This window comes from Streptomyces anandii JCM 4720 (genome assembly GCF_014650655.1).
In the GTDB taxonomy this organism is placed as follows: Bacteria; Actinomycetota; Actinomycetes; order Streptomycetales; family Streptomycetaceae; genus Streptomyces; species Streptomyces anandii.
Genome location: NZ_BMVJ01000005.1, coordinates 402,320 through 404,671, shown reverse-complemented (window position 1 = coordinate 404,671; position 2,352 = coordinate 402,320). Strand labels below are relative to the sequence as shown.

The following is a 2,352-nucleotide window of genomic DNA, read 5'->3' as shown; positions in this document are numbered from 1 at the left end:
ACCGATGCGCAGTTCGGCTGCCCTGGTCCCGGTCGCCCCGGCCGAGGAGTTCCCCGAAGACGCCGTGGGATGAACGGGCCACGCCGCGCGGGTAAGCGCCCTAGGCGACGCGCACATCGTCTTCGGTGAGTACGCGAACAACTACCAGCACGAGGCTGCCACAGAGTCGGGAAGCTCACGCAACTCCGCGTACCGGCCGTAGCAACGGCCGCCTGTGCGGCTGCCGGTGACCGTCACGCTCGCCGACCACTTCGGCCGCTGGTACGCCAGGACCCTCGCCGCACGGACCGCGAGCAGCGCGAGGGTGCTCCCGCTCCCGGGGTCACACGAGGCACCCCGCGTTGGGAACGGGAGCGCTGAGTCAGGACGGGGGCTGCAGAACTTGGTCGATGACGTAGATGGTGGCGTTGGCGGCCTTGATGTTGCCGCAGACGATGTTCGCCTTGCCGTTGACCTTGAAGCTGGTGCCCGAGCCCGAGGTGGTCAGCTTGCTGCCCTCCACCGTCGTGAAGGATCCCTTGGACAGTTCGTCCGGGGTGATCTGCTGGTCGACGACGTGGTAGTTCAGCACCTTCTTCAACTGCCCCTGATTGCCGAGCAGGGACGACAGCTGGGACACGGTCACCTTCTGGAAGGCCTGGTCATTCGGGGCGAAGACGGTGATGTGGGGTTTCCCGTCGAGTGTGCCGTTCATCCCTGCCCTGACCGTGGCCGAGACCAGCTGGCTCAGCTGTGGATAGGCGGCCGCGGCCTGCGAGACTTTGTCCTTGACCGTGTCGACCTTCTGCGAGATGGACGAACAACCGGGGCCGAACGTCCCCGAGGGGCTGGGAGACGCCCCCTGCGCGTAACTCTGCGAGGTCAGGCCGCCCAGCGCGAGCGGGACGGCGATCACGGAGGCCGCGGCGGCCATTGCTGTGCGAGTGCGGGTGAACCTCATCGCGAACCTTCCCATGGAGGTGTGAACTCTGCAGGGGTCTGGACTGCAAACGTCTCCACTTCCGCTGGGCAGGGCCGGGGCATCTGCCGCGCCGGGCCGACCCTGGGCCACTGTCAACCCAGCCACTCGATGAGCGTATGCAGCCGGGGCCGGTGAACGCATCTCGAGGTCCGGCACAGGTGAACGCCCAGCGGGACGATCGTCGCAAGAGAAGCAATGGCGCGATCCGGACAGAGGTGACGTCACCGACCTGATCCTCGCGCTCCTTGAGGGGCACGGGAACCCGGCGGCTCGTGGCGGCCCGGTCCGAGCGGGCGCAGGCTTGGAGGTGTGCCGGCCTCCTGGCAATGGCAGCAACGAGCAAGGAGCTCCGCGATGATCTCCACCACCACACTGTCCGCGGCCCTGTCGGCCGATCATCGTGCACGGCTGATGTCCCTGGCCCACGAGGTCTCCTTCGACGTCGGCACCCGTCTGTTCGAGGAGGGGCAGCGCGCCGGGCGGTTCTGGATCATCAAGACCGGAACCGTCGCCCTCGACCTGCACGTCCCGGGCCGCCGCGCCGCCGTCATCGAGTCGCTGGGCCGTGGCGAACTGGTCGGATGGTCCTGGTACTACCCGCCGCACATCTGGAACCTGGGCGCCGAAGCCGCGAGCCCGGTGCGGGCCCACGAGTTCGACGCGGAAACCGTACGGACGCTGTGTGCGCAGGATCCCGAATTCGGGCGGGCGGTAGCCTGCTGGGTCGGTCAGGTGGTCGCTCATCGGCTGCACTCGGCACGTGTCCGCCTTCTCGACCTGTACGCCCCGTACGGCAGTCATGGCCGCTGACGGGGAGGCAGCGTCAGCGGGTCGCGTCTCCCCCTGCGGCAGGGGCTGATCGGCCCTCTAGTTGCGTTTCGGACGAGTCCGGTCGACCCCGCGGTCGTCACCTGTCCGGCCCATGTGGTTCTCCCCCGGCCCCTGGCACCGTCGTGCACGGGAAGGGAGGTGGAGGCGATGAGCGGCAAGACGCACAGGCAGCGGCTGTGGCGATGGCGCAGCAACCCGCTGCGTCGCCACGAGGACGTCGTCGAGGCGTGGATCGTCCTGGTGATGTGGTTGGTGATCCTGGTGGGAGGCGCGATCGTCTGGACGGTGACGGCACGAGCCGCGGACGAGGAGTTCGCCCGGGAGCGTGCCGACCGGCATGCCGTGCCGGCCGTGCTCCTCACCGACACTCTCCTCGAGACCAACCGTGCGCCGGCGAAGGTTCGGTGGACTGCTGCTGACGGCACCATCCACACCGATCGCACCGGGGTGCCCGCGGGCCTCGCCCCGGGCGCGACGGTGACCGTATGGCAGGACGGCACCGGTCATCTGACCACCGAACCCACCGGCGGTGCCGAGGCGCGGGCTGAGGCCCTCCTCTT

Annotated in this window: 3 protein-coding genes; 2 read left to right on the top strand and 1 reads right to left on the bottom strand. The window is 68.7% G+C overall.

Features of this window, described 5'->3' with window-relative positions; genetic code table 11:
• Nucleotides 1-361: 361 nt before the first annotated feature.
• Nucleotides 362-913, bottom strand: coding sequence for a fasciclin domain-containing protein (locus IE249_RS12695; RefSeq protein ID WP_229858267.1), 552 nt, complete (start codon nt 911-913; stop codon nt 362-364).
• Between the two features lie 402 nt (nt 914-1,315).
• Between IE249_RS12695 and IE249_RS12690 the strand changes: the two genes are divergently transcribed.
• A complete protein-coding gene (locus IE249_RS12690; protein WP_189704875.1) occupies nt 1,316-1,771 on the top strand; it encodes a Crp/Fnr family transcriptional regulator in 456 nt (151 codons plus the stop codon).
• A gap of 168 nt (nt 1,772-1,939) precedes the next feature.
• Nucleotides 1,940-2,352: Rv1733c family protein (locus IE249_RS12685; RefSeq protein ID WP_229858264.1), on the top strand; the 413-nt coding region annotated here is incomplete at its 3' end.

Coding starts and splice junctions, on each gene's coding strand:
- IE249_RS12695 (WP_229858267.1), bottom strand. CDS start 913: ATGGCCGCCGCGGCCTCCGTGATCGCCGTCCCGCTCGCGCTGGGCGGC.
- IE249_RS12690 (WP_189704875.1), top strand. CDS start 1,316: ATGATCTCCACCACCACACTGTCCGCGGCCCTGTCGGCCGATCATCGT.